Below are 25,358 nucleotides of genomic sequence, written 5' to 3'. Positions count from 1 at the left end.
TTTAATAAGTCGTTTCTTCGATCGTGGCGAGTATGGACGCATAGCTCACATACCGCTCCAGGTCTATTTCCCCCGCTTCCACGGCTTCTTTTACGGCACAGCCCGGCTCATCCATATGGATGCAGTTGTTGAACTGGCAATTGGGAAGATAAGGCTGCATTTCCAGGAAATAATGCGAAAGCTCCGTTTTCGGGATATCCACGATGCCGAATTCCCGCACGCCGGGCGTATCGATCAGCTGCCCGCCGTCAGGCAGGTCGAACATTTCGGCGAAAGTGGTGGTGTGCAGGCCTTTGCCGCTCCACCCGCTCACGTTCTTGGTTTTCAGTTGCAAATGCGGCAGCAGCCGGTTGATGATGGTGGACTTCCCCACGCCGGAATGCCCGGAGATCAGCGTCGTTTTATCTTTTAATAAATCTTTCAGCTCCCCGATGCCTTCCCCTTCTCCTGCGCCCGCGGCGGTAAGCAGCACGGTATAACCGATATCTTCATACACCGCCTTCCAATGCTCGAACTTTTCCATCTCTTTGGCCTTGTACACGTCTTTTTTGTTGAAAACGAGGATGACGGGAATGTGGTACGCAGCGGCTGTTACGAGAAACCGGTCTATGAAGCCCTGCGAGGTGCGTGGTTCTTTTACGGTGCAAACCAGCATGGCCTGGTCGAGGTTGGAGGCAACGATGTGTTTTTTGTGTTTTCCCTGCGGCGAGCTGCGCACAATGTAATTCCTGCGGTTTCCGATGCCCGTGATGATAGCAGGCCCGTTCCCGCCTTCTTCGAGGGCGATGGTCACCTTGTCTCCCACCGCGATGGGATTGGTGGACGTGATGTCCTCATCGATTTTGAACAGCCCTTTGATGCGGGCCTGTAAAAAATCGCCTTCGGAAGTTTTGGCGGAATACCAGCTGCCGGTGGATTTGTAGATCGTTGCTTGCACGGTGCAAATATAAGCGAAATCGTGCAGGCGGCTACGGCAGGCGCCTGAAGAGCGTGTAACGCAGCACGGTTTCGAGCAGCATGCAGGCCAGCGCGATGATCGCCAGCGGGAAGAAGTGCTCCTGGTAACGTTTGTAAGAGGTGATCTCTACTTTGGTGCGCTCGAGCTTGTCGATCTCGTGGTAGATGTTTTGCAGGGAAGCGTTGTCTGTTGCGCGGAAATAACGCCCGCCGGTTTCGGTGGCGATCTTTTTCATCAGCGGTTCGTCGATCTGCACGTCCACCATTTGCATCTGGATGCTGCCGTCAGGCATGGTGGCGGGAGAGGGGGCTTTGCCGATGGTGCCCACGCCCACGGTGTATACTTTTACCTTGTATGCTTTAGCTATTTCGAGCGCGGTGAGCGGGTCTACCAGGCCGGTGTTGTTCACGCCGTCCGTCAGCAATACGATCACCTTGCTTTTCGCTTTGCTGGCGCGCAGGCGGTCTACGGCCGTTGCGAGGCCCATGCCGATGGCGGTACCGTCTTGCAGCATGCCGCTGCGGATCTGCATGAGCTGTTGTTTCAGCACACCATGGTCCATGGTGATGGGGCATTGCGTAAAACTCTCGCCGGAAAATATCACGAGGCCGATGCGGTCGCTGATGCGGCTGTCCACAAAATCCATCGCGGTTTTTTTCGCGGCTTCCATGCGGTTGGGCCGCAGGTCTTCGGCGAGCATACTGCCCGAAATGTCGATGCTCAGCACGATGTCGATGCCTTCGCTGTCGATATTTTCAGAGGTGTTGGAAGTTTGCGGGCGGGCGAGAGCGATCACCAGCGCGGCGAACGCGATCACGCGCAATACCAGCAGCAGCGGCCTGAAACGGATCTTCCACGACACGGGCAAACCTTTCAGCCCCTGCAGCGAACTGACCTGTACCGATCCCTGGAGTTTGCGGCCGGTGCTGAAAAACCACCAGATCATTACGGGAATGAGCAGCAGCAGCCAGAAAAAGGCCGGGTATGCGAATTGAATATCTTTCCAAAGTTCAGCGTTCATGCTTCATCTACTGATTTGTGCCCTCGGGCAGTTGTTCGGTTTGAGCGGTAACGGCGCGTTTCGTCCATTCTACCACTGCAATGGCTTTTTGCAGGCAGTCCTCATGCTCATGCGGTGCGGGCTGCAGTTTGGCGAACTTGGCCAGGTCCGCCAGCGTGAGGATGTGCTGGATCTTTTCCCGCTGCTGGTTCAGCACCGTCACGGGTTTGATGTTCTGCAACAGTTCGGCGGTGGTTTGCTCCAGCGCCGCGATGTGGAACTGCTGCTCGAAATAATGGCGCAGCACGTCGGTGAGCTGTGTGTAATATAATTTGACGTCCGTGTTCCATGGCTTTTCGTTTTCCAGCTGATGCAGCTGTTCCATGGCGACTTCGAACGGCGTTTTCAGGGGTTTGAGGGGCGCGGGTTTCGCTTTCGGTTTTTTGCGCCAGTAAGCGAAATACAACGTCACCGCCGTGATCACCAGCAGCAGCGCGAGCAGGTAAGGCCAGTAATCGAGGATATTCCATGCCACCGTTCGCAACGGCTTGATCGGCTTAAAAGCCTTGGTGGTATCTACCGGCACGGTGTTCACATCAATGAAGATCGGGTCGGTGAACACCGAATCGTACGACCCGTCGGACACGGAGAACACCTCGAACTTCATGGGCGGCAGTTCCCAGCGGCCGGAATCGAAGCTGGTAACGGTAAGCACCTGCTTCCAGTATTTTTCGTCTTCGGTGGAACCGGTGGTGTCCAGCGGCGTGCGCTCCACCACTTCGATGTGGTTGATGGAATCCGGGAGATTGGGAAACACCACTTTGATGTTGGCGCCTTTCAGCGAACGGATCACGACCCTTGTGGTGATGCTGATCTTCACGGGCTCGCCGATGCGGATAGATGTGGTGTCCGGCCGGGCCGTCACTTTAAAATAGTCGTTATACTGTTCAGTTCCCTGCTGGTCCTGCGCCTGCGCGCGGCCGGCTATGAAAAGGCCCGCCAGCAAGGTATAAACGAATATATTTCTGATTCCTTTCATGTAGTCTTAAACCCTGTTCAGGAAAAATGTTTGCAATGCTTTCACGTAATCTTCGTCTGTTCTGATGCTGATGAGGTCCGCCCCGCTTTTGACGAACGCCGTTTTGCAATATTGCGCATGCTGCTGAAACTGCTGGGCGTAGTATTGTCGTACTTTTTTGTCGCTGGTATCTACCCATTGCGATGCGCCGGTTTCCCCGTCCGTCATGCGCATGAGGCCTACCGCGGGCAGGTCTTTGTCGCGCGGGTCGTATACCTGCACGCCCACCACGTCGTGTTTTTTAGCGGCGATGTTGAGCGCATCCTGGTAATTGCCGGAGAAAAAGTCGCTGAGCATAAACACGATGCTGCGTTTTTTCGCGGCATTGTTGAAGAAGCGCAGCGTTTCGGAAATATTGGTTCCTTTACGTTTAGGCGTAAAGGAAAGCAGTTCGCGTATGATAAAAAGGATGTGCGATTTCCCTTTTTTCGGCGGGATGTATTTTTCCATGCCGTCGCTGAAAAAGATAACGCCCACCTTGTCGTTGTTTTTGATGGCGGAGAAGGCCAGCACGGCGCAGAGCTCGGTAACGAGGCTGCGTTTGGTATGGGTGGCGGTGCCGAAGGTCTCGCTTTCGCTCACGTCTACCAGCAGCATCACGGTCAGCTCACGTTCTTCTTCGAATACTTTCACGAAAGGGTGATTAAAACGCGCGGTCACGTTCCAGTCGATAGACCGCACGTCGTCTCCGAAGTGGTAATCGCGCACTTCGCTGAACGACATGCCCCTGCCTTTGAAGGCGCTGTGGTATTCGCCTGCGAAGATGTGATTGGTAAGCCCTTTGGTTTTTATTTCCAGCTGGCGGACCTTCTTGAGTATTTCTGAAGTCTCCATGTTGTTGCAGGTTTTAATTCACGGCTCATGGCACTTCCACGGCGTTCAGTATCTCGCTCAGGATGTTTTCGCTGGTCACGTTCTCGGCTTCGGCTTCGTAGGTAAGGCCCACGCGGTGGCGCATCACGTCGAAACAAACGCTGCGCACGTCTTCCGGGATCACATAACCCCTGCGTTTCATAAAAGCGTAAGCTTTGGATGCAAGCGCGAGGTTGATGGAAGCGCGGGGCGAACCGCCGTATGCGATGAGCGGCTTCAGTTTGGCGAGCTTGTAATCTTCGGGGTTGCGGGTGGCAAACACCACGTCGATGATGTATTGTTCGATCTTTTCGTCCATGTACACCTGGCGAACGAGCTTGCGGGCGTCGAGAATGTCCTGCGGGTTCACCACGGGATTGATCTTCGTTTGCCCGTCGGGCTGCAGGTTCTGGCGGATGATGTGGCGCTCTTCTTCCTTGGTGGGGTAACCGATCACGACTTTCAGCATAAAACGGTCCACCTGGGCTTCAGGCAGCGTATAAGTGCCTTCCTGTTCGATCGGGTTCTGGGTGGCCAGCACCAGGAAAGGTTCTTCCAGTTTAAAAGTGGTGTCGCCGATGGTGACCTGTTTTTCCTGCATGGCTTCCAGCAGGGCGCTCTGCACTTTGGCGGGGGCGCGGTTGATCTCGTCCGCCAAAATAAAGTTGGCGAAGATCGGGCCTTTGCGCACCATGAACTCGTTGCGTTGCTGGTTGTAGATCATGGTACCTACAACGTCGGCCGGCAACAGGTCTGGCGTGAACTGGATACGGGAAAAACGCGCGTTAATGGCGGAAGACAGTGATTTGATAGACAGGGTTTTAGCCAAACCGGGCACCCCTTCGAGCAGCACGTGGCCCTGGGCGAGCAGGCCGATCATCAGGCGCTCCACCATGTACTTCTGGCCAACGATCACTTTATTGATCTCCATGTTCAGGAGATCTACAAAAGAGCTGGCCTGGTGAATCTTGTCGTTGAGTTGACGAATGTCGTACGATGTATTTTCCATGTAATTACATTTCAAGGCTGCTAAAATAGCGTTTTACTCGTTTAAACCTACTCCCATGGCGGAACCTGCGCCGTTAAATTGCTGTTAAAAGAGGCAGTTGAACGGCTTCCCGGGTAAGCAGATATGGTTTACAAAAAATTCCAATTTAAGAAAGCGGTTTGATATTTACATCAATTTTTTGTGTAAACCGTACATTTGTTGTCCGTTTGAGGCTGCAAGAGGTATGCCATGTACGGGAAAAATATAAAAACCGACTGATGGACAACGAAGATTTCGATAAAAGATGGAAAAAAGTGGAAGACATGCTCACCGAACGTTTCGGCAAAACGCCGAATATGGAAGCATTGCTGCTGCTTATCGGCATACAGGAGCTGAACAGCCCTAAAAAGAAGTTCACGAAAGAACAGAAACAGGACCTGATGCATATCGCGGTATGCTCGCTGCTGAGCCAGAGCGGCTATTTTGAGCCGGAAGGCCGCGATAAGGACGGATGGCCGCATTTCAAAGAAGTGCAGCCCGTGCCGAAAATGGGGCTGGAAGAACAGGAGCGGTTCCTGAAAGAACATGTGATCGCCTATTTTGAAGAATAAGCCGAAAAGCGCCCCCGCCGCTGAAGAGTGCGACGCAACCCAAGCCCGGGGCCGGACGCGAAGCCTACACCCAACCCAAATACCAACATGCAAAAAACGATCCTGGCGGTACTGCTTGCCTTCGCATGCCTTTCGGCCAGCGCGCAGCGCAACCGCAAAGTAAAGGTGATCACGGAATACGGCACCATGACCATCAAACTGTACGATCAAACGCCGCTTCACCGCGACAATTTCATCAAACTGGTGAAAAAACATTTTTACGACAGCCTGCTTTTTCACCGGGTGATACAACATTTTATGATCCAGGGCGGCGACCCGGACTCGAAAAGGGCCGCGGCCGGCGCCCAGCTGGGCAATGGCGGTACCGGCTATACGATCCCGGCGGAGTTCCGGCTGGATCTGTACCATAAAAAAGGGGTGTTGGCGGCCGCGAGAGATGATAATCCCGCCAAAGCCAGCGACGGCTGCCAGTTCTACATCGTGCAGGGGAAGAAGTTCACGGAGGGGCAGCTGGATACGCTGGAACAAACCCGGCTGGGCGGGCGCAAACTGCCGGTAGACCAGCGGGAAGTATATAAAACGACCGGCGGGGCGCCCCACCTGGACCAGCATTACACGGTATTCGGGGAAGTGGTGAAAGGGCTGAACGTGATAGACAGCATCGCCGCCGTAAAAACCGACAGGAATAACCGCCCGGTGCGGGATGTGAGGATGAAAATCAGGCTGAAAAAGAAGTTCCTGCTGTTTTAGTCATTGAACTTTAACATATTCAGGCCCAAGAAGTTTTTATAATTCCGGGGGCAATCTTTATTTTTACCGCTCAAAATCAAACTTGACATGAATTTTCCGTCGCAACTGCGTTACACAAAAGACCACGAATGGGTATTGTTAGAAGGAAACACCGCAACGGTGGGTATTACTGAATTTGCGCAGCGCGAGCTGGGCGACATTGTGTTTGTGGACATTACCACGGTGGGCAAATCCCTGAACGCCGAAGAGATCTTCGGTACGGTGGAAGCGGTAAAAACCGTGTCTGACCTGTTTCTGCCGGTTGCGGCTACGGTGAAGGAAGTGAACGCAGCACTGGAAGGCAGCCCCGAGCTGGTAAATACCGATCCATACGGCGCGGGCTGGATGGTAAAGATCGAGGTGAAAAACCCCGCCGATGTAGACGGACTGCTGAGCGCAGACGCATACAAGGCGTTAGTAGGAGAATAAAAGATGAATGAATTAAATACGAACGATAAGTTAAGCATGAGGATGATCCGTTATTATTTGCCAGCAATGGGATGGGTCATTCTCATTCTTTTTTTATGCACGCTTCCTGGCGAAGCGATCCCGCAGGTGTCTGCTTTCGACATGCTGCACATCGACAAGGTGGTGCATTTCGTGTTGTTTGGCGGCACGGTGTTGTTGCTGGCGTACGGCATTCACAAGCAGAAAGGAAACGTGAGCAAATGGGCGCTGTTCTGGATGGTGGCGGCGGCGTCGCTGTACGGGCTGGCGATAGAATTTATACAGAAATACCTGGTGATACACCGGAGCTTTGACCTGTATGATTTTCTGGCGGACAGTTTGGGTGCGGCGTCGGGAGCGCTGGTGTACTGGTGGATAGGGCGGCGTATCCTGAAATAGGGATTGTTCGTAAAACGATATGGACGCGGCTGATGGCCGCATTTTTTTTGCAAATTTGAAACGGATGCACTCGTAATGAGTGCATTTTTTGTGTTCGTCCCTCACGATTTCAGAGATTACCTGTAGTGCTGATAGAGAATATCTTAGAACGGGACGTAAACTTTTGGAGGCAGTTTCTCAATCTGCTAATTTTATTTTCATGGAAGGGTTGTTAGCCACATCCACAATTCATGAAGGAACGGAATGTTGGCCCCAGGATACGCAGGTTAAGGGAATCCAGGAATTACACACAGGAGTATGTGGCGCAGCGGCTGAACATCGGGGCGACGGCGTACGGGAATATTGAGCGGGGGGATGTAAAGCGGATCACGCTGGCGCGTTGGATGGAGATCGCGGAGATCCTGGGGGTGCATTATTCGGAGATATTCGGCGAGTGGGACGTACCCGGTTCGCGCGGGCAGCTGCCGCCCTTGCAGGACCTGACGGCGCTGGCGGAGTATTTCAGGAAAGACAAACTGTTATTGTACGAAATACTAAAGAATTACAAAGAGATCTTCTGGAAGCTGGACGAGATGTTGCAATCGAGCAACAAAGCGATACAGCAGATGATGCAGATGCAGCTGGACTTTCAGCAGCAATTGCTTGAATTGCGCCGTTGAGCAGGCCTTTTATCCATTGTTTAGAATTGTAACCTGAAGCTGCCGAAGATCCCGAACCTTTTTTCGTATGGTTCGAAGGGGAGGGGTTTCGGCGCTACCCTCCACACAAAATCCACGCGGAGGAATTTGAGGATGTTTTCCACGCCGGTACCGATCTCGATGTAGGGATTGCCTTCCAGTGTTTTGAAAGGATACCCTGCGTTGAGGTTGAGGGTTTTGTTCGCCTCGCTGAGTTTGCCGATCACGCCTTTGGCGGTCCAGAACTGGCGGAATTTCAGCTTCCTGACGCCGGGGATGTAGTTGAAGATGCCGCTGCCGATGGTGTGCTCGATGTTGAAGCCGGCGTATTGGTCGCTGATGAACTCGTAGCGGTTCATCATATTGAAGGCGTATTTGTTGTAATAGTAAATTTCGTTGCCGGGGTGGATTTCCAGCATGGTGTAAGGCAGTGCGCCGTTGCTGAATATTTTGCCGCCGAAGAAATTGTAGTAGATCTGCCCGAACGGCGGTGTTTTAATGTAATCAGATACGGTGAACGCGGCTTTGTGGTAGTTGTAATTGCTTTTGAGCAGGCCTTTCAGCCCGAGTGAATACTTTACTTCCACGATAGGGTATTTGCTGCCCAGGCTGAAGCGGTAATAGTTGCCTTCGAGGAATTCTTCGCGGAAGGCATAGCGCAGTTTCACGGCCACTTCCGTGTTGGTAAGCGGGTCCAGCCCGTTGCCGTTGTGGGGGAAGAAGGTGCCGGTGGGCAGCGGCGCGAAGGGGAGGAACTGTTTATGTATTACCGCCAGGTGATGGGAAAAACCGGAGAAATATTCCTTATAGAACTCCGCGCGTTTTTCGTCGATCAGCATGAACTTCTGCGGAATGCCCGGCTTGCGGATGGCGAGGGAAAAGATATTGTCCGTTCCCACTTCGTCGTAATAATTGGCGCCGTTGTCGAGGTCGCGCACGAAGGAGCCGTATACGTACATGCGGGGATGCCGTTTGAGCAGCCAGAGCGCGGAGAGCTTGCCTTTGAAACGCTGATCGCTGAAACCGTATGCCAGGTAACCGTTGAGGTAAAGGTCTTTATTGAATTTGGGCGTAGTGCCCAGGTCGATACGCGTTCTGAAACCTTCCAGGCGGTTCTGTGAAAACAGGTACCAGTACGGCCCCCATTCGATCGGGCCGAAGGGTTTGTACCCGGTGGCGAGGAAGCGGATGGTGTTGGAGTACTTTTGGAAAAGCGGCATTTTCTGCAGGGTGTCTACCATTCTGTAGATAGACTGCTCGTTTTTGCTGAGGCTTTCGTGGCGGTTATTTTCCCAGAACGATTCTGGGCGGCTGCGCGCGCTGTCTGTCAACACGATGTTCTCGGGGTATCGTTTTTCCGCGAAAAGGTTGGTCACGGAAGTATCGTTCACCATTACGTTTTCGTAAGTGGTAGTTTTGCGGCCGATGAAGTCCATCTTTTTGGTGGGCTTGATGCCCGGCGTCCAGAAATCGACAATGAACTTGTCTTTCGCGAGGAACCACCCGCTGCTGTCGGCAAAGGGCTTGTATTCCTGTACCATGCTGATTTTGCGGACGAAGTTGATATTCGCTTCGCCCGGTACGGACATGCTCATTTTCTGGATGGCGTAGGTGGAATCCTGCACCCACATTTCACCGATGAAAGCGTTTTCGCCTTTCCTGCGGGGCTGGAAGTTCATTTTGATGAAGCGATGGGTATTGATGTATTGCGTGTCCGTGATCTGGTAGTTGTAATACAATGCGCCGCTGTTGCTGATGGGGCTTACGAAGCTTTTGTCGAATACAGGGATGTGGTTGTCGTATACGTTGATGTTCTGGTACATGCCGCCGAGGAACCTGGAAACGCTTTCGTTGTCCAGCCCGGAAGTGCGGGATGCTTTGATGATCTCTTTGGTCTTTTTCGGGCTGCGCTGGAAGTAATAATCGGAAATGCTTTCCGTCAGGAACACGGGGAGGAATGGTTTGGTTTCCGAGGTGCTGTCGATATTCTGGAGGATAAACGAAAAAGGTTTGGTAAAGCGGTTCCTGGAAAGTTTGGTGGTATTGAGGTTTTTGATGTCAAGCTCGAGTTTGTTATAGATCTCGTAGCGGTAGTTGCTGAGGCGGTCGTAGTTATTTTCGGGTTTGCGGCGGATGATCTGCCGCAGGAGGATGAGAGCGAAGTTGACGTTGGCTTTTATTTCGTATTGTTTGAGGGAAACGTCGCCGCGGGAGATTTCGAAATTCAGGGTTTGTTCTTTTACGTTACGGTCTACGAACAGCACGGTGCGCTGGTATCCCATCACTCTTACCAGCAGCGAATCAGAAGGGATGGCGGGTAGTTCGAAAAGAAACGAGCCTTCGGCGTCGGTGACCATACCGGTGTTGGTGCCTACAAACTGAAGTGTGGCAAAGGGGATCAGTTCCTGGGTATGTGCGTCTTTTACTTTACCGCTGATCTTATACTGAGCACTGAGAGGTAAGAAGCTGATGATGCAAAAAATTAAAGCTATGGTTCGTTTCCGGCCGGTCATACACGAAGCAAATTAGAGATTTTCGCCCTAATAAGGCGAAACGCTGGTTAAATGGGACAGTTTTATAACAAATTTTTACGGTTTACCCGGTGTTTTGGGCCGGGTAAAGGAAATGTTGGCATCGTTCAAATGTAAGACGTACGCCGGTTTCAGTACCCCTATAACGGCCGGCCGGGCGAAAGGTTACCTGGAGGTTACCAAGCCTTTCTCATATCAACATTGCTTTCGCCTAACATTATATATACAATAACATGCCAGTTTCCCGCCAAAAAATATAACTTTGATGCACAAAGTGCTTTTATGAACGAGCAACAACACCTCGATTCCCTTCATGATATCAAACGGATCATGGAGCGCTCCACCCGGTTTATGTCCCTCAGCGGCCTCGGCGGCGTTGGCGCGGGCGTAAGCGCGCTGATAGGCGCGTTTTTTGCCTGGAAGCTCATATTCCAGCAAAACTTCGCCAATTCCATGCGCTGGGACCGCTCCGCACCGTATGATCCCGCGCCAGACGACAGCCTGCTCACCCTTCAGCTGCTGCTCATCGCGCTCGCCGTGCTGGTGGCCGCTTTAGGGACCGGTTTTTATTTCACCTGGCGTAAAGCCCAGGCACAGGGCCTCTCCGTATGGGACGCATCCGCCCGTAAAGTGATCTTTAATCTCGCCATCCCGCTGTTTGCAGGCGGCTTCTTTATACTCGGTTTGTTATACAACGGCTATGCAGGTCTCGCCGCGCCCGCCTGTCTCGTGTTTTACGGGCTCGGACTGGTGAACGCCAGCAAATATACCGTGACGGATATCCGGTATCTTGGTTATATTGAGGTGCTGATCGGCGTTATTGCATTGTTTAACCTCTACAACGGCCTGTTCTTCTGGGCATTAGGCTTCGGGGTGATGCATATTTTCTACGGAGCCCTTATGTGGTGGAAGTACGAAAGAAAACCCGCAGCTTAAATTTGATGGCATGAATCCGATCGGTAACCTGAATAAAATATTTGAAAGCCGCATCCGGCTGGGTGTGATGAGCGTGCTTATGGTGAACGTGAACGAGGAAGTGAGCTTCAACGACCTGAAGGAACTGCTGGAGGTAACGGATGGCAACCTCGCCTCCCATCTGTCTACCCTGGAAGAAAATGCCTATATCAAAGTGCATAAAGGTTTCATCGGGCGGAAAACCAACACTACATACTCCATCACCAAAGCCGGCGAAAAAGCCTTCAAAGGCCACCTCGCCGCGCTGGAAGCCATGATCAAATTTAACCAGTAACGCTCCCGCATTTCATTCATATAAAACCGGCATATGTCTGTTCAAAAGCGTTTCTTCGGCATCCGGCATGCTTTTAACGGCCTCGGCCTTTTCCTGCGCAGCGAATCCAACGGCCGCATCCATACCCTCGCCACGCTCGCCGTGATCGCACTCGCCGCCTGGCTCGGGTGCTCAGCCATCGAATGGGCCATGCTCGCGCTCGTGATCGCCATGGTATGGATCACCGAAATGCTCAACACCGCTATCGAAAAAATTATGGACTACGTGCAGCCAGACATTCACCCCAAAGTAAAATGGATCAAGGACGTATCTGCCGGAGCCGTACTGGTAGCCGCTATCGCGGCAATTATCACGGGCGCGCTCGTGTTGTTGCCCAAACTGATGGCGCTGTGATCACAGGGCTTTGATCAGCGAACTGTCGAAAAACAACCCGTCGCGGGCCTCTTCCGGCGGTGCCGCATAACAAGCCGGAAATTCCTGCCACACCGTATCCATGCTTTTATCGTTATCCAGGCAATGCGGCACGCCCATGGCGGTAACGACAACGAATTTTTCAGGGTCGTCCGGCAATAATTGAATAATGATCCGGGTGCCGGGCCTTACATAAAAGTTGAATCTTTCCGTTTTTCCGAGCACATGCAGCCGTTTCTTATAGCGGTACCATGCCTCGATCTTCCGTCCGCCTTTCCCGCTTTCCGCCATCGTCACTTTGCCGATCACATATACGCCATGGCGCGAAACTTCAGTTTCCGTATTAAATTCTCTTACGCCGGCCCAAATAAAAACGAGCAGGGCTACGATAAAGCCGGTCAGTTCAAGGTATTTTTTCCGGGATAATTTCATCGGGCTAAAAATGAAGTCAAAAATATAGAGGGATTAATTTCAATGGCTTTGTCGTCACCTTTGTTTTTAGGGATAAATTCTTTCATAAGTTGCTTTTAAAAAAAAGAGGCTGCTTCTTATGAAACAACCTCTTCCGTTATCAATACATTTCGTTATCAAAATTAAAAATCAACACCCATCGCGAAGGTCAGCAACGGTTTTCCCCTGAAGAAACCCGTCATTGGCCAGCCCGCGTCGAGCCTTACGAAATAGCCCAGCAGCGTGGTCCTGGCGCCAAAACCATAACCGCCCACAAACGGCCCGAGGAAACCTTCCTTGATCCGTACCACGATGCCTTCGGGATTGGTGTAAGTGGTGTAGTTCGCGTCTTTAAAAGACAGTTTCTGGTTCCAGGCGGTACCGATGTCCATAAAGGCCATCAGCTGGAAGTTGCGCAGGAACGCGGAGTTGATGGGTTTGTCGATGAAGGTGGTGAGCACGGGCAAACGAAGCTCCGTGTTCATCAGCATCACATTGTTACCGTTCTTGATGTTTTGTTTGTAACCGCGCATGTTCACCGCGAGGGTTTGGTATGCATAGTTTTCGTTCGGGTTCGGCGTATTGTTGCGGTAGATGTCCGGTTTGATCAGCCAGTTGTCTACACCGCCAAGGAAATAGATCAGCTTGCGGGTGCCCCAGGAAAGGTCTGCCGCAAAACGGGTGGCCCAAACGAAATTACGGTGTATCTCCACGTAATGCCTTGCATCGATGCCCATGTTGTAAGTGAACTTGCCTTTGGGCGTTACTTCGTTGAACAGCGTATTGCGGTTGCTTTTGATCTGCGACATCAGGTCTGCATAGATCTTGTACCGTGTGCCTTTATAAATATTGATCGCCGGGTTCAGCACGTTGTCGTGCACGTATTCCAGTCTTGCCAGCACATTGGTTTCTTTATAATTCTGTTCCTTGAGCGAAATTTCATCGTTGGCGAGCACCACCATTTCGTCGGTACGCAGGCCGGCGAAAATGCGGAAGCTGCGCACCACGTCGAGCGGATAACGTACTTCCAGCTGGTAGATGTTCGTTTTGTTTTTGATCGGGTAAACGTATTCCGCGCCGGAAGTATCGCGGTAACCTACTTCGCCTTTATCCACCTTGCGGTAGTAGCTGAATTTGTAATCGAAGCGTTTTTTGAGGTACGCGAACGAGAACAGGTACTCGGTTCCGTCCAGCGCAAGCGGGATGCGGAACGCGCCGCTGAATTTATAGTCCTCCATCAGGTCGCTGATGCCGATGCGCACGAGGCCGTTCACCGGGTCTGTAAGGCGGATCGGCGAGCTGGGGGGGCCCATGTAGGGCTGGTAACGGTTCATCAGCACGGAGTTGTCCAGCTGGGCCACGAGGTAGTCAGACGAGAATTTGAGCTTGTAATTGCTCAGCCTGGCAGACTTCAGCACCGGCGGCTCTTTTGGCGCGGAGGCGATCAGTTCCTGTGGTTGGGCGGTATCCGCGGGCTCGTTGCCGAACTCGTTCTGGAAGAAATTGTTTTGTTTGGTAGCGGTATCTTTCTGGTATACGCTCGGCAGGCCCAGCTTCAGGCTGTCTTCCTTCATCTGGTTGAGCCGGTAGCGGGTGGGGCGGGCCGTCACATTGCGCCGGCGCAGCGTATTGGTGTCTACCTTCAGTTTGTACAGGCGTTTGTAATCGCCTACCTGCACTACTTCCGATACCATGCCCTGGTCTCCCGCGATCCGGGATTCCTTGATGCCGTATTGGTAGTTCGTTACCGGGAACACGTAGGTGGAATCGTTGGTGATAGCCACGGCCTGCACGGAATCGGGCGCGGTGGAGCCGTATTCCGCCAGGGCTGAATCCAGTTCTTCCTTGTCCGGGTTATGCAGGATCTCGGCCCCTACGAAAAACAGGGAATCCACACCCGCCTTTTCACTTTTGAAGAAACCTGCGTAACGGTTGTTGATGCCGTTGGCGTCGCTCACGAAAGTGAAGTGGGTGGTATTGTACTGAACGGGCAGGCGGGCGTTGCCGTATTTCAGGTCCGTCAGCTGGGAGATCTGTTTTTCGGAGGATTTGTTCCAGTTATCGATCAGGAAAATGTTGTAATTGTCGTGCGGCAGCACGGTGTCTGCGCTGCGGGCTTTCGGGCCGGGGCGGTTAGACGAGTAGATGATGCCGCTTTTGCCAGGGAAGGCCACGAACGAAGGATCGAGATCGTCGAACACATCGTTGGTGATCTGTTCGGTTTTGCTGTTGCTGATGCTGTACGTGAAAATGTCGGTATGGCCGTTTTTTACGGCAGACAGCAGCAGGGAGTTGTCGAACTCGAAGAAATACTTCATGTCTATCACGCGGTCGAACTGCGGAAGGTCCTGTTTGATGGTGATCTTGGTCACCAGGTCGTACACCATCAGCCTGGTTTTTCCTTCATGCTCGTACACGATGGCCAGGCGGTTGCCTTTCTGGTTCCAGGCCAGCAGTGGATAGTTGGGGTCCAGCTTGGAAGTGAGCTGCCGTACGCCGCTTTTCAGCAGCACTTTGGTGGTGCTCCAGCCGAGGTTGATCTTTACTTTGTAAAGACCTTTGGAATATTCCACCACGGCGTACATGCTGTTTTTCGGATTGGCCTGGTAGCGGTAGTAGTCTTTTTTCTCGGTCACTTCGTTGGAAATAACGCCGGTACCGCGCGTTACCTGCCGGCGGCGGCGGTTGTCTTCCTGGTAACGTTTCCTGGTATAGATCATGAAATCCTTCATGGCGTCTTTCGGTTTCATGTGCAGCACCTGTTCGAAGCCTTTTTTAAGGCCGCGGTTGATGCGGGTGATGTACATGAGGTAGGGAACGGCGTCTTTCCCGTATTTGCTTTCCACGTAATACCAGAACGCCTGACCGGCCAGCAGCGGTTTGTCGAAAGACAGCTGGTTGAAGGTGTTGTATTTCCCGGAAGCCATCACGGCTTTGAGCTCTTCGTCCAGTTTGGCGCTCCAGTTTTCGGCGGCGTAGGAAATAAAGCCGTCGGTGAACCAGTTAGGGAAATCGATCAGCACGGCGTTGCCCGCAAATTCCCCGATGTCTTCCCCGAAAAGGAGCGTTTCCAGCATCACGCGGGCGATGCCCTGGCGGATCTGGCGACGCAGGTTGGCATGGTCGCCGTCGAAATACACGAGCAGTTTGTTACCTACCAGTTTGGTAACGCCGCCTGTGTTTTGCCAGTCTATGCCGATGCCGATATTGGATTGTTTAAATTCGCCGAAGTTGTTGTACACCACAATATTTACTTTCTGCCGGAAGGTGTATTCCATGAATTCCTCCAGCTGGGGCAGTTCCGTTTCCGCCGTCTGGGCCACATACTTTCCGAGCTCGAGGCCGCTTTGGGCGAAATAGGTATTGAAGTGGCGGGTGGTGTAGTAGCGCCATTTGAAATTTTTGAACTGAACCCGGTTTTGGCCAAACTCTACTGTATTCGTCTGTGCCTGAACGTGAAACGTACCAATCGATAGGAAAAGGAAAAACAAGAATGACCTGGTAATAAATCGGTTCATACGGAAAGTATTGATAATATTGTGTTGCGAATTAAAATTAGTAAAAAAGGTCTAACAATGTTCGAAATCAGATATTTCACGGTGAATCCCTTCGAGGAAAACACTTACGTACTTATTAACGAACAAAAGCAGTGTATCATTATAGACCCGGGCTTTTATTATCAAAATGAACGGGAGGAATTTCTTCAGTTTATACGGGAAAACGGGCTCGCCGTTGCCCGGCTGCTCAATACCCATTGCCACCTGGACCACATATTCAGTAACGCACTGGTCGTGAAAACGTTCGGCGTAGGGCTGGAAATGCACCAGAAAGACCAGGTGGTGCTGGACCGTTCGCCGCAAAGCGCCTCCATGTACAACCTGCCCATGGAGCCTTCGCCGATGCCCAAAAGTTACCTGGAAGAGGGGGATAAAGTGACGCTGGGGGAAGATGAGCTGGAAGTGATCCTCACGCCGGGCCATTCCCCGGGCAGCATTTCGTTTTATTGCACCAAACAGAAATTCCTGATCGCAGGAGATGTGCTTTTTAAACAGAGTGTTGGCCGGTCAGACTTCCCGGGGGGTAATTTTGAAACATTGGCGGCCAGCATCCGCCAGAAACTGTACAAACTGCCGGACGATACGGTGGTTTACCCCGGCCACGGCCCTTCCACCACCATCGGCTTCGAAAAACAGCACAATCCCTTCGTTCCTGAAGACCCGGCCTCCAGGATGGCCTGACACGTACGGCGGCTTTCGTAGTTTCCCTGCTCAGCCCGCCGCCCTGCGGCCCAGTAGCCGGACTACTTCCACGCGTTCCATATACAGTATAACGGCCATGTATATACCTATGCCCAGCAGCCCGGTGACCTGCATCGTCCAGAAGCCGGGATGCATCGAGCGCAGCCAGGCGTGGCCCGCGTAAATCAGCGCGGCCAGCCCGAGGTAAAACAGGATGCGTTTTACGTCGTACGGCACGGGATAATATTTCTGGCCCAGGGCGTAGGATACGATCATCATAAACGAATAAACGCAAAAGGTCGCCCAGGCGGAGCCCGTGTAGCTGAACTGCGGGATCCACCAGATGTTCAGCACAACGGTGATCACCGCCCCGCTCAGCGTGATCCAGGCGCCCATCATATTGCGGTTGGTCAGTTTGTACCAGATGGTAAGATTGTAATAGATCCCGAGGAAAACCGTTGCCATGGCCAGTATTGGCACGATGTGCATGCCCTGGGCGTAACTTTTGTCCGGCCCGCGGGTGATCAGCAATACCCAGAAATCCAGGAACAGCGCCACTACCAGGAACACCGCTCCCAACAGCATTACAAAAAATTTCATCACCCGGGCGTAGGTATGCTGCGCGTCTTCGCTGCGGCTCTGGTTGAAGAAAAATGGCTCGGCCCCCATCCTGAACGCCTGGATGCATACCGTGATCAGCACCGCCAGTTTGTAGTTCGCCCCGAAAATACCAAGCTGGGCCTGGGTGACCTCGGGCGGGAAAGGTGATACTTTCGTGAACACGAGCCGGCTGAGCATCTCGTTTACCATGCCGCCCAGCCCTACCACCACCAGCGGCATGCTGTAACGGATCACTTCGTTCCAGAGGGCTTTGTTGAACAGCCAGCGGAAAGAGAAAAACTCCCTGAAAATGTACACCAGTCCCAGGAAACTGGCCAGGAGGTTGGCGATCATGTAATATTCCACGCCGGCTTCCGGGTTGTACCAGCCCATCCAGCTATAACCTTTCGCATACAGCCGCGGGCATACCGTAAGCAGAAAAACGGTGAGCGCGATCTGGGTGGTAACGGTCAATATCTTTACCAGCGCGTATTTCCGCGGCCGTCCTTCCTGCCGCAGTTTGGAAAAAGGCATGGTCACCAGCGTATCGAAAAAAAGAATGCCCGCCGCCAGCATCACGAGGTCGCTGCGGCCCGGCAGGTCCAGGAAGGCGGCCATAGGCCCCGCCGCCAACAGCAGCAGCGCGGTAAAAACAGTGCTGGACGCGATTAGCGAAATGCTGAGGGTATTATAAAGCTGTTCTTTATCGGTATTTTGTGCAAAACGGAAATAACTGGTCTCGATCCCGTACGTAAAAATGATGTTCATGAAAGGAATAAAAGCGTACACCTGGGTGATGACGCCGAAATTTTCCGCATAAAAAACGCTCGTGAGGAACAGTTGGAGGATAAATCCCAGCATTCGCTGGACAATAGTGGGTACGCCGTACCAGATCGTTTGCCCCGCCAGTTTCTTGATATTTCCCAATGCGATGAATTTGATCCAAAAATAGTGGTTGGTTTAGTCGTTTCCAAAGTTATTCCGCCGGTTGCTTTTTTTCTCGCTCAGGCGTTTTTTGAACTGGATGCGTTTTTCGATCATGGCTTTGGTGGGTTTCACCTTGATGCGTTTTTTCGGCACTACGAGCGCTTTGGTCAGCAATTCGTTCATCTTGCGGATCACTTCGCCTTTGTTGCCCAGCTGGCTGCGCTCCGTCTGGCTTTTCACCTGCAGCAGCCCTTCGGCGTTCAGTTTGTCTGCCAGTTTGGCCAGCAGCCGTGTTTTCTGGCTTTCGTCGAGCAGCACGGAGGCCGCTATGTCGAAATACCCTTCCACCATGGTTTCCACCTTGTTTACATTCTGCCCGCCTTTGCCGCCGCTGCGGGCGGTCCTGAATTTTATTTCCGATGATACGTCCAGCATAACCTTATGCTTATCTTTAAGCACAAATGTAAGACGAATAATCATGAGGGTAGTGATACAACGCGTTTCCCGGGCCTCCGTTTCCATCGGCGGCTCCGTGAGATCAGCCATAGACAGCGGCCTGCTCGTACTGCTTGGCATCGAAGATGGAGACGGCCCGGAAGACATCGCCTGGCTCAGCGCCAAGATCGTGAACCTGCGCATTTTTAACGACGAAGCCGGCGTGATGAACAAAAGCGTGCTCGAAACCGGCGGGAACATCCTGCTGGTAAGCCAGTTCACCCTGCACGCCTCTACGAAAAAAGGCAACCGCCCTTCCTATCTCCGCGCCAGCCGCCCCGAAACCGCCATCCCGCTGTACGAACAAATGAAAACGCAGCTGGAAAAAGACCTCGGCAAAACGCCCGGCTGCGGCGAATTCGGGGCAGACATGCAGGTGGCGCTGATCAACGACGGGCCTGTCACCATCCTCATCGATTCAAAAAACCGCGAGTAAGTTACCTTTATAAAAACATCACGAACATGACCATCCAAGAAGCCCAGGAACGGGTAGACCAATGGATCAATACCACCGGCGTCCGGTATTTTTCGGAGCTCACCAACATGGCCATCCTCACCGAAGAAGTGGGGGAAGTGGCGAGGATCATGGCTCGCCGGTACGGCGACCAGTCGTTCAAGGAATCAGACAAAAAGAAAGAACTGGCGGATGAACTGGCGGACGTGCTCTGGGTGCTGCTTTGCCTGGCCAATCAAACCGGCATCGACCTGGGCGTGGCGCTGGAAAAGAACTTCGACAAAAAGAACATCCGCGACGCAAACCGCCATAAGGATAATGAAAAATTAAGATAACCAATTGATTAAAAACGTATTTTTAATGTAATACGTTGTTTCGAATTTCGATTTTATATTTGCGCGACTATGGCAACAGATCAGAACAAGTTCCAGGCGATCATTTCGCACTGTAAAGAATACGGTTTTATTTTTCAATCCAGCGAGATCTACGACGGGTTGAGCGCGGTATATGATTACGGTCAGTATGGCGCCGAGCTGAAAAAGAACATCCGCGATTACTGGTGGAAAAGCATGACGCAGATGCACGAAAACATCGTGGGCATCGATTCCGCGATCTTCATGCATCCCACGATCTGGAAGGCTTCCGGCCATGTGGACAATTTCAGCGACCCGATGATCGATAATAAAGACAGCAAAAAAAGATACCGTGTAGACCACCTGATCGAAGCTTATGCAGACACGCTGCCCGACGCGGAGAAAGACGCGGTGATCGCCAATATGGAAGAACTGCTGAAAGAAAATGATTACGCGGGACTGAAAAAGTTCATCGAAGATAAAAAGATCGTTTGCGGCGTAAGCGGCACCGGCAACTGGACGGACATCAGGCAGTTCAACCTCATGTTCTCCACCCAGCTGGGAAGCGTGGCCGAAGAAGCCAGTGAAATTTACCTCCGCCCCGAAACCGCGCAGGGTATTTTCGTGAACTTCCTGAACGTGCAGAAGACCGGCCGTATGAAGATCCCGTTCGGCATTGCGCAGGTGGGCAAAGCTTTCAGGAACGAGATCGTTGCACGCCAGTTCGTATTCCGCATGCGCGAGTTCGAACAGATGGAGATGCAGTTCTTCGTTCGCCCCGGCACGCAGCAGGAATGGTACGCTTACTGGAAAGAAGAGCGGATGAAATGGCATAAAAGCCTCGGCCTGAAACCCGAGCACCTGCAATACCACGATCACGCGAAACTCGCGCACTACGCGGACGCGGCCGTGGATATCGAATACAATTTCCCGATCGGCTTTAAAGAAGTGGAAGGCATTCACTCCCGCACCGATTTCGACCTGAGCCAGCATCAACAATATTCCGGCAAAAAAATGCAGTACTTCGACCCGGAGATCAACCAGAACTACATCCCGTACGTAGTGGAAACTTCTATCGGTCTCGACCGCTGCTGCCTGATGGTGCTCAGCGAAGCATATGAAGAGCAGGACCTGAGCACGGGCGATAAGCAGGACAGCCGCGTGGTACTGAAGTTCCCGCCGAAACTGGCGCCGATCAAACTGGCGATTCTTCCGTTAACGAAAAAAGACGGCCTGCCTGAGATCGCGAAAGAACTGATGGCCGATTGCAAGAAAAACTTCTACTGCTATTACGAGGAAAAAGACAGTATCGGCAAACGTTACCGCCGGCAGGACGCGATCGGTACGCCGTTCTGCGTAACCATCGACCACCAGACGAAAGAAGACGGCACCGTTACCGTGCGCCACCGCGACAGCATGGAGCAAGAGCGCATCCCGCTGGCAAGCGTGAAGGAAATGGTGATGAAATCGATGATGGACTAAAGCGACAAAAGCCAATACAATAAAGGGCTGACCATTGGTCAGCCCTTTTTATTTCCGGTTGATGATCTTATCCGTACAATTCCAAATGAATGTCATGCCGGTCGTACCCCATGGCCGTGATCTTCTGTTTAGCCTCGTCTATCATGGCTTTCCAACCGCAAAGGAAAAAATTCGCCGGCCTGCGGTCCGCCAGCAGTTCTTCGTACACCGAATGCACGTAACCTTTCCGGCCCGTCCATAACCCGCTGTCTTCCCGGGAAAGCGTGGGCAGGTAGTGAAAACCCGGCATTTCGGCTTCCAGTTGCCGCATTTCTTCCTTGTATAAAATATCTTTTTCGTAGCGCACGCCGAAGATCAGGTAGATGTTGGGATGCGGCAGCTGGTGAAGATGCAAATGATGCACCATGGAGCGGAATGGCGCAATGCCCGTACCAGTGCAGATAAGAAAAAGATCTTTTTCCATCGGCTCGGGAAGCGTGAATTTGCCTAAAGGGCCCTGCAACAGCAGTTCGCTGCCCTCGCGTACTTCGTTAAAAAGGTACGTTGTGCCCGCGCCGCCTTCCAGCAGCACGATCACCAGCTCTATCTCCGGCGAACCGTTGGGATGGCTCGCGATGGAATAACTTCGCCACCGTTTGTTTTTCTTTTCGTGGATCGGGAGGTCGAGGGTAACAAACTGACCCGGCTTGAACTCAAAAGCGGCTTTTTCCGGAACGCGGATCCAATACCTCCTTGTATTATGCGTCTCATTCACAATCTTCGTCACCACGCCTGTGTACCATTGTTCGGACATGTATGAAGGATTTACGTAAAATGAATTGGGCTTTATCTCAGATGCTGACCTCAATTAAATTACGCAAAAAATTAACAATAACCGAAATCCGCCTTAAATCGCATCTGTTCAAAATGCCTTATCTTTGCAATCTTCATGAATTTGCAGGGTGTTTTACAGTTATATGAGCGCGACCCCCGCCTGAAATCACTGGCGGACGGGATCATATTGCCCGAACCCCGCTATTTTCACCTCACCGGCCTTACGGGCAGCGCGGCTCCTTTCGTGGCCTCCGCCGCCTGGAATGCCACGGATTGCAACCACCTCTTTATTCTCAACGACAAAGAGGAAGCCGCCTACTTTCACAACGATATCGAACAGCTGACCCAGGCGCTGGACATTTTTTATTTCCCGGATTCCTTTAAAAAAACAGGCCAGTTCCAGGAATATAACAGCAGTCATAGCATGCTGCGCACCGAAGCGCTCATGAAGCTCACCGGGGGGAATACGCATAAAAAGGTCCTGATCACCTACCCGGAGGCGCTGTACGAAAAAGTAGCCGGCAACACCGCTTACAATGCCAATATGGTGCATGTAAAGGTCGGCGAAACCCTGAAGGTGGACGCATTGCTGGAAAAGCTCGTCAGCTGGGGCTTCGAACATTCCGACTTCGTGTACGGCCCCGGCCAGTACGCAGTGCGCGGCGGCATTCTCGACATTTATTCTTTCGGCAACGAAAAGCCCTACCGCATGGAGCTGTTCGGAGACGAAGTGGATTCCATCCGCCTGTTCGATCCCGAAACACAGCTCAGCGAGCGCAAGCTCATGCAGGTAACGCTCATCGCCAATATGGACACGCGGGCCGTTACCCACCAGAAAATGAGCCTGCCGGACTTTCTCCCGGAGAACACCGTTGTGTGGATCAAAGACCCGTCTTACGTACAGGGCGTGATCGGCCAGATGGAAGAAAAGCTGGCGGACTGGCTGCAGACCGGCAACAAAGTGCGGGTAAGCGACGATGAAGAAATGCTGCTGGGCGCCGAAGATTTCGAAACCGCCGAAAACCTGATGCAGCAATTGCTGAAACGCGCCTGCGTCGTGTTCGGCCCGCATTTTAATTTCAGCAATGTGCCCGCGGGCGTACAGGAGATCGTTTATCAAACGGCGGAACAGCCGGTGTTCAACCGCCAGTTCGACCTGCTGATCAAAGACCTCGGTAAACACAACAGCAATAAATCCTCCATCTTCATTTTCGCCGAAAATCCGCGCCAGCTGGAACGTTTGCGCAGTATTTTCGAAGACCTGAAGGCGGACATTCCCTTTTACCCGATACCGGTCGCCATCAGCACGGGTTTTATCGATAACGACCTGAAAGTGGTGTGTTATACCGACCACCAGATCTTCCAGCGTTATCATAAATACAAGGTGAAACAAGCCTACAACAAAAACAAGGCGATCACCCTGAAAACGCTGAAAGAGCTGCAGCCCGGCGATTACGTGACCCACATCGATCATGGCGTGGGCGTGTACAGCGGGTTGCAGAAGATCGAATCCGGCGGCAAGATGCAGGAAGCCATCCGCATCATTTACAAAAACAACGACTTGCTGTACGTGAACATCAACTCACTGCACAAGATCAGCAAATACACCGGCAAGGAAGGCGTGGCGCCGAAAGTGAACAAACTCGGCAGCGACGCATGGGAAAAACTGAAGGAGAAGGCGAAGACCGAAGTAAAGGACATCGCCAAAGACCTCATCAAACTCTACGCCGCGCGTAAAGCCCAGCAAGGGTTTGCGCATACGCCCGATACTTACCTGCAAACTGAGCTGGAAGCGTCGTTCATTTATGAAGACACGCCGGACCAAAGCAAGGCCACCGCCGATGTAAAGCGCGATATGGAATCCGCTTCGCCGATGGACAGGCTCGTGTGCGGCGACGTAGGTTTTGGTAAAACAGAAGTGGCCGTGCGCGCCGCGTTTAAAACCGTGGTAGACGGCAAACAGGCCGCGGTGCTGGTTCCCACCACCATCCTCGCTTTTCAGCATTACAAAACATTCTCCGACAGGTTGAAAGATTTCCCCTGCACGGTGGACTACATCAACCGTTTCAAATCGGCGAAAGAAAAGAAAGAAACGCTCAAACGCCTCGAAGAAGGCAAAATAGATATCATCATTGGCACGCATGCCTTGCTGGGAAAGGAAGTGAAGTTTAAAGACCTCGGCGTGATGGTGATAGACGAAGAACAGAAATTCGGCGTAACCGCCAAGGAAAAGCTGAAAACGATGAAGGTGAACGTAGACACGCTCACACTAACGGCAACGCCTATCCCGAGAACGCTGCAATTTTCCCTTATGGGCGCGCGCGACCTTTCCGTGATCAATACGCCGCCCCCCAACCGCCAGCCGATCGAAACGGAAGTGGCGGTATGGGACAAGGAGCAGATCCGCGATGCGATCTATTATGAAACGGAACGCGGCGGGCAGGTGTATTTTATTCACAACCGGATCAACGGTTTGCGTGAAATGGCCGGCCTGATCCAGGAACTGTGCCCCGACCTGAGCATCGCCACCGCGCATGGCCAGCTGGAAGGGCATAAGCTGGAAGAAGTGATCCTGGACTTCATCGACCGTAAATACGACGTGCTGGTATGCACCAATATCGTCGAAAGCGGCGTGGATATTTCCAATGCAAACACCATCATCATCAACAACGCGCATCACTTCGGCCTCAGCGACCTTCACCAGCTGCGCGGAAGGGTAGGGCGAAGCAATAAAAAAGCGTTCTGTTACCTGCTGGCGCCGCCGATGAGCACGCTTCCGGCAGACAGCCGCAAACGTTTATCCACCCTGGAACAGCACAGTGAGCTGGGCAGCGGTTTCCAGATCGCGATGCGCGACCTCGATATCCGCGGCGCGGGAAATTTATTAGGCGGCGAACAAAGCGGGTTTATTGCGGAGATCGGTTTCGATATGTATCAAAAGATATTGGACGAAGCCATCCGCGAACTGAAACAGACCGACTTCAAAGACCTGTTCAAAGAACAGCTGGAAGAAAAGAAAGATTTTATCAACGATTGTACGATAGACACCGACCTGGAAATACTTATCCCCGATTCGTACGTGGAGAGCATCCAGGAAAGGCTGAACCTTTACCAGGAGCTGGACAATATCACCAAAGAAGACAAGCTGGAGGAGTTCATCAAAGGCATGGAAGACCGCTTCGGGCCTATCCCCGGGCCGGTGGCCGATCTGTTCACGATGATACGCAGCCGCTGGATGGCGATAGAATTGGGTTTCGAAAAAATGATCCTCAAAGAGGAAACGCTGCGCTGTTATTTTATCAATAATCCTGACAGCCCGTATTTCGAATCGCCCACATTCCAGCACATCCTGCATTACATTCAAACGCGCACCAACAACGCGCGCCTCAAACAGATCGGCAAAAACTTCATGCTGATCGTGGACCGGATCAAAAACATGAACGACCTCCACGGCTTCCTCCGCAAAATGACAGACGCACGCAGTTAATCAATTGTAACATATCTTTGCCCCGAACGTTACACCCTCATTATTAACCTGACTCAAAAACACAAAAAA

Annotated in this window: 23 protein-coding genes and 1 pseudogene; 13 read left to right on the top strand and 11 right to left on the bottom strand. The window is 52.3% G+C overall.

Annotated elements, in window-relative coordinates; genetic code table 11:
* Position 1: 1 nt before the first annotated feature.
* From rsgA to J7I43_RS10395, 5 genes are read right to left on the bottom strand one after another with little or no spacing between them, the layout of a single operon-like run.
* The gene (gene rsgA / locus J7I43_RS10415) at positions 2-937 is read right to left on the bottom strand and encodes a ribosome small subunit-dependent GTPase A (protein WP_209145611.1); all 936 of its coding nucleotides are present in this window, start codon (positions 935-937) and stop codon (positions 2-4) included.
* A gap of 31 nt (positions 938-968) precedes the next feature.
* Positions 969-1,979 carry a vWA domain-containing protein gene (locus J7I43_RS10410; protein WP_209145610.1) on the bottom strand — a complete coding sequence of 337 codons (1,011 nt, stop codon included), beginning with the start codon at positions 1,977-1,979 and terminating at the stop codon, positions 969-971.
* A gap of 7 nt (positions 1,980-1,986) precedes the next feature.
* The gene (locus J7I43_RS10405) at positions 1,987-2,997 is read right to left on the bottom strand and encodes a hypothetical protein (protein ID WP_209145609.1); all 1,011 of its coding nucleotides are present in this window, start codon (positions 2,995-2,997) and stop codon (positions 1,987-1,989) included.
* Positions 2,998-3,003: 6 nt separating this feature from the next.
* A complete protein-coding gene (locus J7I43_RS10400; RefSeq protein ID WP_209145608.1) occupies positions 3,004-3,870 on the bottom strand; it encodes a DUF58 domain-containing protein in 867 nt (288 codons plus the stop codon).
* 25 nt (positions 3,871-3,895) lie between these two features.
* Complete coding sequence (locus J7I43_RS10395) at positions 3,896-4,897, bottom strand: AAA family ATPase (RefSeq protein ID WP_209145607.1); 1,002 nt, start codon at positions 4,895-4,897, stop codon at positions 3,896-3,898.
* A gap of 257 nt (positions 4,898-5,154) precedes the next feature.
* Between J7I43_RS10395 and J7I43_RS10390 the strand changes: the two genes are divergently transcribed.
* The 5 genes from J7I43_RS10390 to J7I43_RS10370 all read left to right on the top strand — a co-directional run bounded on the left by J7I43_RS10390 (position 5,155) and on the right by J7I43_RS10370 (position 7,781).
* On the top strand, positions 5,155-5,487 hold the full coding sequence (locus J7I43_RS10390) for a hypothetical protein (RefSeq protein ID WP_209145606.1): 333 nt from the start codon (positions 5,155-5,157) through the stop codon (positions 5,485-5,487).
* 87 nt (positions 5,488-5,574) lie between these two features.
* Positions 5,575-6,237 carry a peptidylprolyl isomerase gene (locus tag J7I43_RS10385; protein ID WP_209145605.1) on the top strand — a complete coding sequence of 221 codons (663 nt, stop codon included), beginning with the start codon at positions 5,575-5,577 and terminating at the stop codon, positions 6,235-6,237.
* A gap of 87 nt (positions 6,238-6,324) precedes the next feature.
* Positions 6,325-6,705, top strand: coding sequence for a glycine cleavage system protein GcvH (gene gcvH, locus J7I43_RS10380; RefSeq protein WP_209145604.1), 381 nt, complete (start codon positions 6,325-6,327; stop codon positions 6,703-6,705).
* A 66-nt stretch (positions 6,706-6,771) separates the two neighbouring features.
* Positions 6,772-7,122 carry a VanZ family protein gene (locus J7I43_RS10375; RefSeq protein ID WP_209145603.1) on the top strand — a complete coding sequence of 117 codons (351 nt, stop codon included), beginning with the start codon at positions 6,772-6,774 and terminating at the stop codon, positions 7,120-7,122.
* Between the two features lie 230 nt (positions 7,123-7,352).
* The gene (locus J7I43_RS10370; protein WP_209145602.1) at positions 7,353-7,781 is read left to right on the top strand and encodes a helix-turn-helix domain-containing protein; all 429 of its coding nucleotides are present in this window, start codon (positions 7,353-7,355) and stop codon (positions 7,779-7,781) included.
* Positions 7,782-7,801: 20 nt separating this feature from the next.
* Here J7I43_RS10370 and J7I43_RS10365 read toward each other — a convergent pair whose 3' ends face one another.
* The gene (locus tag J7I43_RS10365) at positions 7,802-10,312 is read right to left on the bottom strand and encodes a DUF5686 family protein (RefSeq protein WP_209145601.1); all 2,511 of its coding nucleotides are present in this window, start codon (positions 10,310-10,312) and stop codon (positions 7,802-7,804) included.
* 300 nt (positions 10,313-10,612) lie between these two features.
* Between J7I43_RS10365 and J7I43_RS10360 the strand changes: the two genes are divergently transcribed.
* The 3 genes from J7I43_RS10360 to J7I43_RS10350 are packed head-to-tail and all read left to right on the top strand — an operon-like array spanning position 10,613 to position 11,972.
* Positions 10,613-11,266: a hypothetical protein gene (locus tag J7I43_RS10360; RefSeq protein WP_209145600.1), complete on the top strand. Its 654-nt coding sequence runs from the start codon at positions 10,613-10,615 to the stop codon at positions 11,264-11,266.
* Between the two features lie 10 nt (positions 11,267-11,276).
* On the top strand, positions 11,277-11,579 hold the full coding sequence (locus J7I43_RS10355; protein WP_209145599.1) for a winged helix-turn-helix domain-containing protein: 303 nt from the start codon (positions 11,277-11,279) through the stop codon (positions 11,577-11,579).
* A gap of 33 nt (positions 11,580-11,612) precedes the next feature.
* Positions 11,613-11,972 carry a diacylglycerol kinase family protein gene (locus J7I43_RS10350; protein ID WP_209145598.1) on the top strand — a complete coding sequence of 120 codons (360 nt, stop codon included), beginning with the start codon at positions 11,613-11,615 and terminating at the stop codon, positions 11,970-11,972.
* Here J7I43_RS10350 and J7I43_RS10345 read toward each other — a convergent pair whose 3' ends face one another.
* Together J7I43_RS10345 and J7I43_RS10340 are read right to left on the bottom strand one after the other, a co-directional pair.
* The gene (locus tag J7I43_RS10345; RefSeq protein ID WP_209145597.1) at positions 11,973-12,422 is read right to left on the bottom strand and encodes a hypothetical protein; all 450 of its coding nucleotides are present in this window, start codon (positions 12,420-12,422) and stop codon (positions 11,973-11,975) included.
* Positions 12,423-12,583: 161 nt separating this feature from the next.
* Positions 12,584-15,958: a TolB-like translocation protein gene (locus tag J7I43_RS10340; protein ID WP_209145596.1), complete on the bottom strand. Its 3,375-nt coding sequence runs from the start codon at positions 15,956-15,958 to the stop codon at positions 12,584-12,586.
* Positions 15,959-16,015: 57 nt separating this feature from the next.
* Between J7I43_RS10340 and J7I43_RS10335 the strand changes: the two genes are divergently transcribed.
* Positions 16,016-16,678: an MBL fold metallo-hydrolase gene (locus tag J7I43_RS10335; protein WP_209145595.1), complete on the top strand. Its 663-nt coding sequence runs from the start codon at positions 16,016-16,018 to the stop codon at positions 16,676-16,678.
* 30 nt (positions 16,679-16,708) lie between these two features.
* Here the strand turns inward: J7I43_RS10335 and J7I43_RS10330 are convergent, their stop codons facing one another.
* Both J7I43_RS10330 and arfB read right to left on the bottom strand, forming a co-directional pair.
* Complete coding sequence (locus tag J7I43_RS10330) at positions 16,709-18,205, bottom strand: lipopolysaccharide biosynthesis protein (protein WP_209145594.1); 1,497 nt, start codon at positions 18,203-18,205, stop codon at positions 16,709-16,711.
* 33 nt (positions 18,206-18,238) lie between these two features.
* Positions 18,239-18,625: pseudogene (arfB, locus tag J7I43_RS10325) on the bottom strand (alternative ribosome rescue aminoacyl-tRNA hydrolase ArfB); the annotation flags it as partial.
* A gap of 58 nt (positions 18,626-18,683) precedes the next feature.
* Here arfB and dtd point away from each other — a divergent pair.
* The 3 genes from dtd (at position 18,684) to J7I43_RS10310 (ending at position 20,989) form a co-directional block, all read left to right on the top strand.
* The gene (gene dtd / locus J7I43_RS10320) at positions 18,684-19,136 is read left to right on the top strand and encodes a D-aminoacyl-tRNA deacylase (RefSeq protein WP_209145592.1); all 453 of its coding nucleotides are present in this window, start codon (positions 18,684-18,686) and stop codon (positions 19,134-19,136) included.
* Between the two features lie 26 nt (positions 19,137-19,162).
* Positions 19,163-19,489: a nucleotide pyrophosphohydrolase gene (locus tag J7I43_RS10315; protein ID WP_209145591.1), complete on the top strand. Its 327-nt coding sequence runs from the start codon at positions 19,163-19,165 to the stop codon at positions 19,487-19,489.
* 69 nt (positions 19,490-19,558) lie between these two features.
* Positions 19,559-20,989: a glycine--tRNA ligase gene (locus J7I43_RS10310; protein ID WP_209145590.1), complete on the top strand. Its 1,431-nt coding sequence runs from the start codon at positions 19,559-19,561 to the stop codon at positions 20,987-20,989.
* 67 nt (positions 20,990-21,056) lie between these two features.
* Here J7I43_RS10310 and J7I43_RS10305 read toward each other — a convergent pair whose 3' ends face one another.
* Positions 21,057-21,782 carry a ferredoxin--NADP reductase gene (locus J7I43_RS10305; RefSeq protein ID WP_209145589.1) on the bottom strand — a complete coding sequence of 242 codons (726 nt, stop codon included), beginning with the start codon at positions 21,780-21,782 and terminating at the stop codon, positions 21,057-21,059.
* Between the two features lie 135 nt (positions 21,783-21,917).
* Here J7I43_RS10305 and mfd point away from each other — a divergent pair, with 135 nt between their 5' ends.
* Positions 21,918-25,289, top strand: a complete 3,372-nt coding sequence (gene mfd, locus J7I43_RS10300; protein WP_209145588.1) for a transcription-repair coupling factor — start codon at positions 21,918-21,920, stop codon at positions 25,287-25,289.
* The last annotated feature ends 69 nt before the right edge of the window (positions 25,290-25,358 follow it).

It is taken from the genome of Chitinophaga chungangae (genome assembly GCF_017742215.1).
GTDB classification, from domain to species: domain Bacteria; phylum Bacteroidota; class Bacteroidia; order Chitinophagales; family Chitinophagaceae; genus Chitinophaga; species Chitinophaga chungangae.
The sequence above is the reverse complement of the archived record's forward strand: the minus strand, read 5'-3'. Positions and strand labels throughout refer to the sequence as shown.